Source organism: Thermosediminibacter litoriperuensis (assembly GCF_008124715.1).
GTDB classification, from domain to species: domain Bacteria; phylum Bacillota; class Thermosediminibacteria; order Thermosediminibacterales; family Thermosediminibacteraceae; genus Thermosediminibacter; species Thermosediminibacter litoriperuensis.
Window position 1 is genome coordinate 21,863 of record NZ_VNHO01000009.1, and the last position, 6,392, is coordinate 28,254.

6 protein-coding genes and 1 riboswitch are annotated in these 6,392 nt (G+C 51.5%); all 6 genes read left to right on the forward strand.

Going from position 1 to position 6,392, the window contains the following annotated elements:
• The first annotated feature begins 45 nt into the window (after positions 1-45).
• The 6 genes from LZ11_RS05100 (at position 46) to LZ11_RS05125 (ending at position 5,480) form a co-directional block, all read left to right on the forward strand.
• Positions 46-966: an ABC transporter permease gene (locus LZ11_RS05100; protein WP_148866828.1), complete on the forward strand. Its 921-nt coding sequence runs from the start codon at positions 46-48 to the stop codon at positions 964-966.
• A gap of 6 nt (positions 967-972) precedes the next feature.
• Complete coding sequence (locus tag LZ11_RS05105) at positions 973-1,869, forward strand: ABC transporter permease (protein ID WP_246110713.1); 897 nt, start codon at positions 973-975, stop codon at positions 1,867-1,869.
• Between the two features lie 9 nt (positions 1,870-1,878).
• The gene (locus tag LZ11_RS05110) at positions 1,879-3,054 is read left to right on the forward strand and encodes an NlpC/P60 family protein (RefSeq protein WP_246110714.1); all 1,176 of its coding nucleotides are present in this window, start codon (positions 1,879-1,881) and stop codon (positions 3,052-3,054) included.
• 15 nt (positions 3,055-3,069) lie between these two features.
• On the forward strand, positions 3,070-4,059 hold the full coding sequence (locus tag LZ11_RS05115; protein ID WP_148866830.1) for an ABC transporter ATP-binding protein: 990 nt from the start codon (positions 3,070-3,072) through the stop codon (positions 4,057-4,059).
• 4 nt (positions 4,060-4,063) lie between these two features.
• Positions 4,064-5,041: an ABC transporter ATP-binding protein gene (locus LZ11_RS05120; protein ID WP_148866831.1), complete on the forward strand. Its 978-nt coding sequence runs from the start codon at positions 4,064-4,066 to the stop codon at positions 5,039-5,041.
• 124 nt (positions 5,042-5,165) lie between these two features.
• A complete protein-coding gene (locus LZ11_RS05125; RefSeq protein ID WP_148866832.1) occupies positions 5,166-5,480 on the forward strand; it encodes a hypothetical protein in 315 nt (104 codons plus the stop codon).
• Positions 5,481-6,028: 548 nt separating this feature from the next.
• Positions 6,029-6,113, forward strand: a riboswitch (cyclic di-GMP riboswitch).
• Positions 6,114-6,392: the final 279 nt, after the last annotated feature.

The following is a 6,392-nucleotide window of genomic DNA, read 5'->3' on the forward strand; positions in this document are numbered from 1 at the left end:
GATGCGCTGTACGGCGCATCTCCATCCATTTAAGGAGGGGGAAGGATGATAGACTACATCATACGCAGGCTTATTTTCGCAGTGCCGGTGCTTCTTGGCGTGTCTTTAATCACCTTCATACTGCTGAACGTGGTGCCTGGGGACCCGGCGGTGGAAATGCTGGGGAAGCACGCGGACCCGGACGCCGTACAGAAGATCAGGAACCAGCTCGGGCTCAACGACCCCCTTTACGTCCAGTTCGGCAGATTTTTATGGAACGCCTGCAGGGGGGACCTGGGCAGGTCCTTCAAGACCGGACAACCCGTAACGAAGATGATCCTCGACACCTTCCCGACGACGGTAAAGCTCGCCCTGTCATCGGCTTTCGTGGCTGTCGCGGTGGGCCTTACTGTTGGAGTAATATCCGCTGTCAAGCAGTATTCATTCTTCGACCATGCTTCAATGATAGTCGCCCTGGCCGGGATCAGTGCACCCATTTTCTGGGTGGCGGTGGTGGCCCAGCTGATTTTCGGCCTCCACCTGAAATGGCTCCCGATATCCGGCTATTCTACTCCGAAACATATGATACTGCCCGCGATAGTGCTGGGTATAAGATTCGCCGCTTCCATAGCCCGCTACACCAGAAGCACTTTCCTGGACGTAATAAGGCAGGACTATATCAGGACGGCCAGGGCCAAGGGGCTGGCGGAAAGAGCGGTCATATTCGTCCACGCCTTGAAGAACGCCCTGATTCCAGTTGTAACCGTAATAGGCATGCAAATCAGCGGCCTTTTGACCGGCTCTTTCCTTACCGAAACCATTTTCGCGATCCCCGGCCTGGGGCGGCTGTCGATATGGGCCCTTTCAAACAGAGATTTTCCGCTGGTGCAGGGAATCGTGCTTTTTACAGCGGTGATATTCGTGATCGGAAACCTGATAGTGGACATATCTTACGCATTCCTGGACCCCAGGGTCAGGCTGCATTAAGGGGGTATGAGCGTGGCGCAAGGTTGGAATCCCGGAGGGACCTCGTTCTGGAAGGATGTGTGGCTCCGGCTTGAGAAAAATAAGCCAGCCATGTTCGGGCTCGTGGTGGTAATAATATTCAGCGCCGTCGCAATAATCGCGCCGCTTTTGTCCCCAGCCGATCCCTTGAAGACCGACCTTTCTAACAGGCTGAAGCCTCCCGGTTCTCCTTCCGAAATATGCAGCAACGGCGTATATATCCTCGGATCCGACGAGTTCGGCAGGGATATCCTTTCCAGAATCCTTTTCGGGGCCAGAGTATCCCTCAGCGTTGGAATTATATCCCAGGTGCTTGTCACCGCCATAGGAGTAACAATGGGCGCTCTTGCCGGTTATTACGGCGGGAAGGTCGACATGATTATAATGCGCATCGCCGACATCCTCTTCGCGTTTCCCGACCTGCTGTTTTATATCGGCGTCATGTTCGCCTTGGGGCCCAGTATTTACAACGTTTTTATAGCGCTGGCCCTGATAGGCTGGGCGGGCATGGCGAGATTGGTCCGAAGCCAGGTGCTGTACCTTAGGGAAATGGAATACGTGGAAGCTGCCAGAGCTCAGGGCTTATCCGACGCCAGGATAATATTAAGGCACATCCTACCCAACTGTATGGGGCCCATCATCGTTTCCGTAACAATGGGGATACCCGGGGCCATACTGGCCGAGGCATCCCTTTCGTTCCTGGGCCTGGGAGTTCAGCCGCCGACGCCGAGCTGGGGGAACATGATATACGCCGCCCGCAGTTACATGCTGACCAATCCATGGTATTCCGTCTGGCCCGGCATCGCCATAATGATAACCGTATTTTCGTTTAACCTGCTCGGGGACGGTCTTCGCGACGCCCTGGACCCCAGGCTCAAACGCTGAACGGGTGGGGTGGCTTTATGTAATAAAAAAATCGCCCTGGCGCTCTTTTTGACAATGGCGGCAGTATCGATATGGGGGTGTGGTGTAAAATTGAGCGGTGAAAAAGTCTTGAGTGACGCACAAATAGTTCAGCAGGCGGAAGAAATTATAGCCGAATTTCAGAAAGAGTTCAAACTCGATTCCAGGGAAACGGTCTTTCAGGTTACGAGGACGGTAAGCGGCGGCAAACTGGTGCTGGAAGGCAGGGTAAGCGACGGGCGCGTGAAGGATGAGCTGATAGCGAGGCTTTCCAAAATAAGAGGAGTAACGGTTGAAGATAATATTGAACTTTTACCGTCCCGGACCCTGGAAGACAGGGTTTACGGCGTCGTGAAGGTGCCGGTGCTGAATCTGGGAGGGGAGCCCGGCAGGGCCGAAGGTAAAAGCACCGTCACCCAGGCCAGGATGGGTGACGTGGTGATGCTTCTCGAAGAAAAGGGCGGCTGGTACCGGGTACGGATGGAAGACGGTTACCTGGGATGGGCCGACGGGTCAAAATTGTGGATCACCGATGAGCCTTCCCTTTCAGGATACCTTTCCGGGAGGTTCGCTCTGGTTGTTTCCAAAAAAACTGTACCTTTTTCAAGCATTGTAGGCGGGAGGGTTTTCAACGTAAACCTGGTGCAGGGCACAACACTCCCCCTGATTTCGATGGAGGGGGACTGGGCCCGGCTCATGCTGCCCGGTGGAGGGGAGATTTACGTCAGGACCGAAGACATCAGGGAATTTCCCTCAAGGGAAAAGATTTATTCCGAGAAAAAGGGAGCTTCTTATGTCATCGCCGTGGCAAAACAGTATATAGGCCTGCCGTACCTCTGGGGCGGAACCACCGCCTACGGTTACGACTGCTCCGGCTTTACGCAGTTTTGCTTCAGGATGGGCGGGTACTTTTTGAAAAGGGACGCCGACATGCAGTTCGAGCAGGGAGAACCGGTCCGGGACAGAAAGGACCTCAAACCGGGAGATCTGGTATTCTTTGAGACCTACAAACCCGGACCCTCGCACGTGGGGATTTATATAGGGGATATGAAGTTCATTCACGCGGGCAATTCCGGTGTTACCGTAAACAGCTTCGATCTGAAGGACCCTGAGTATTCACCGGTTCTCGACAAAAAGTACCTGGGAGCGCGCAGGATTATCCCTTAACCGGGGGTGGCATATGTGGAAGAAAAGAGTTTACTCGAAGTTAAGGACCTCACGGTAAAGTTCTTCACCGACGACGGAGTCGTGACTGCTGTGGACCGTGTGTCCTTCGATATAAAGAGGGGTGAGACCCTGGGGATGGTCGGTGAGTCCGGCTGCGGCAAATCGGTGACGTCTCTAGCCATCATGCGCCTTTTGCCGTCTCCTCCGGCCAGAATCACCTCCGGAAAAATATTGTTTGAGGGCGAGGACCTTTTGCAAAAGTCCGAGGCCGAAATGAGGCGGATAAGGGGTAACCGGATTTCGATGATCTTTCAGGAGCCGATGACTTCTTTGAATCCGGTATTCACCGTCGGCAGGCAGATTTCCGAGGCAATAATGCTCCATCAGAAGCTGTCCGGAAAGGAGGCTGTGGAACGGGCCGTCGAGATGCTCAGGCTCGTGGGGATACCCAATCCCGAAAAAAGGTATCACGAGTATCCGCACCAGATGTCGGGAGGCATGCGCCAGAGGGTGATGATAGCCATGGCCCTTTCGTGCAACCCGAAACTATTGATTGCCGACGAACCCACCACAGCCCTGGATGTGACGATTCAGGCCCAGATACTGGATTTGATGAACCGGCTTAAGGACCGGGTGGGCATGAGTGTTCTGCTGATAACCCACGATCTGGGTGTCGTAGCGGAAACAGCCCGGAGAGTTGTGGTGATGTATGCGGGACAGGTGGTTGAAGAAGCCTCCTGTGAAGACCTCTTTGAAAATCCGCTACACCCTTACACGGCGGGGCTTTTGAAATCCATACCCAGGCTGGAAGGGGAAAAAGGCCGTCTCAACGTGATCGAAGGATCGGTGCCGAATCCCCTTAACCTGCCGCCGGGCTGCAGGTTCAACCCCAGATGCCCCGAAGCTGCGGATATATGCAGGAAAAAGTCTCCCGCCCTCCTGGAGATGGGGAACGGACGGAGGGTGAGGTGCTTTTCGAGGGGTTCCCCCCCCGAGGAGGTGTAGACGCTTGAACCAGCAGAAGAACATAATTGAAGTGCAGGGGCTTGTAAAGTGGTATCCGGTAAAAGCCGGAGTATTCCAGAAAGTGGCGGGCTATATAAAAGCCGTTGACGGCGTGAGTTTCAGCATAAAAAGAGGAGAGACCCTGGGGCTGGTGGGAGAGAGCGGGTGCGGCAAGACCACCAGCGCCAGGTGCATGCTGAGGCTGATAGAGCCCACAAAAGGCCGTATCATTTTTAACGGCAGGGATATAATGAGGTTGAACCGCGAACAACTCAGGAAGATACGGCCCAGGATGCAGGTGATATTCCAGGATCCATATAGTTCCCTTAACCCCAGGCTTACAGTTAAAGAGATAATAGGCGAAGTACTGGCCTTTCACGGTATCGCCAGGGGTAAAGAACTGGAGAAAAGGGTAAAGCACCTGCTGGAGATGGTGGGTCTGGCCCCCCACCACATGAGGCGGTTTCCCCACGAGTTTTCCGGGGGGCAGAGGCAGAGGATAGGCATTGCCAGGGCTCTTGCCACCAATCCGGACCTCGTAGTGTGCGACGAGCCGGTCTCGGCTCTGGATGTCTCCATACAGAGCCAGATTCTGAATCTCCTGGAGGATCTGCAGGCCCGCCTGGGGGTATCCTATCTTTTCATAGCCCACGGGCTTAACGTGGTAAAACACATATCCCACAGAGTAGGGGTCATGTACCTGGGGAAAATAATAGAGGTAACCGAAAGCGACGAGATTTACCGGAACCCCCTCCACCCCTATACCCAGGCGCTAATTTCGGCAATACCCATACCGGAACCGAAAGTTCGCAGGCGAAAAATACTGTTGGAAGAGGATGTGCCCAGTCCCCTTAATCCGCCGGAGGGGTGCCGGTTCTGGACCAGGTGCCGCCACGCAGTGAATATATGCAGGCGGGAGGAACCGGAACTCGTTGAATGCGCTCCAGGCCATAAGGTTGCATGCCACCTTTACGGGCGATAATCGAGGTGTTTTGTTTGTACGATATTATAATACTGAAAGACGGGGTTGTCGGCAGCACCGGCAACCCCCGGTTTTATGCAGATATAGCAGTGGCAAGATCCACGGTCACTCGGACCTGGAGTCTATGATAAATTACAGGTGCGAGAGAAAGGTAAGGCAAGGTGTTACCACCGAAGTCGTCGGCAATTGCGGCGATTCGGCGGCGCCGGTTCTGGGGCAGGCTTATGAGGAACAGAGAAGATCGGCCCGGGTTTTTTACGGTATCGATGCGGAGTGGAGCACGATTGCGGAGTATCTGGAGGCGGTGAAATCGGTGCATCCCAGTATAAATTACTCCATGCTGGCGGGACACGGAACCCTCAAAGCGCTCTTGCTCCCTACGGTATCCTGTAGGAGTGGCACCCTCACCCTAGGAATTACGGCACAGGGCCACTTATGAAAATCCCGAAACCTACCCCGAAGGAATAGTTCACGTGATAGTCAACAGGTTGTCTGTTATAACGGAGGGCGAGCATACCGGCGCCCAGCCCGGGAAGGGTATTGAGGAAAGGGTTTTATTTAACCAGGTTTCGGCCGAAAGGCGTGGTTTCCCAGTAAATGCACTATTAAAATCGTACGGTGGTATATGAACCCGACACTTGCCGGGTTTATTATTTAGTGTCAACGTCGATTGGAAAAACAGGGCTTATCCGGTTTTTTATTTTCTAAGATATCATGTAATAGTTAAATTTATGAGGTATTAATCATGTGTAATGATGGTGTTTTAACCAAACAATATGAAATTTAAAAAAAAAAAAAAAAAAAAAAAAAAAAAAAAAAAAAAAAAAAAAAAAAAAAAAAAAAAAAAAAAAAAAAAAAAAAATAAAAAAAAAAAAAAAAAAAAAAAAAAAAAAAAAAAAAAAAAAAAAAAAAAAATAATTGATGGAGGATTTTAGTAATTTTTGTCGTATTTAAATAAAAAAAATATAATTTTGTCGATTATAAAAAAGCCGAAAAGGGCAAACCTGATCGAAAGATGGGGGCGCAAAGCCGCGGACCTACGGCCGAAGGCTATGGTTGCCGGGCTGCCGGGATAAATATAGTTTATAAAAAACTGAAGTATTTTGTCTTTTTGACAAAGGTACCCGGCAGGGGTACTATTTTTTTACACTGACGACCCATCTTCACACTAATAGCTGTCAAATCTTAGGTGAAGATTAAAGAGCTATTTTTATACTGCTTTTAACAACATATTGAGACGTGCTATGAAAAGTCAATAGACTAAAGCAAAAAGTTCTTGACAATCACATAGAGATCCTGGTCACGCATTGCCGCTGGGTGGAGACCATTGATAATCCGGCTCATACGGCCG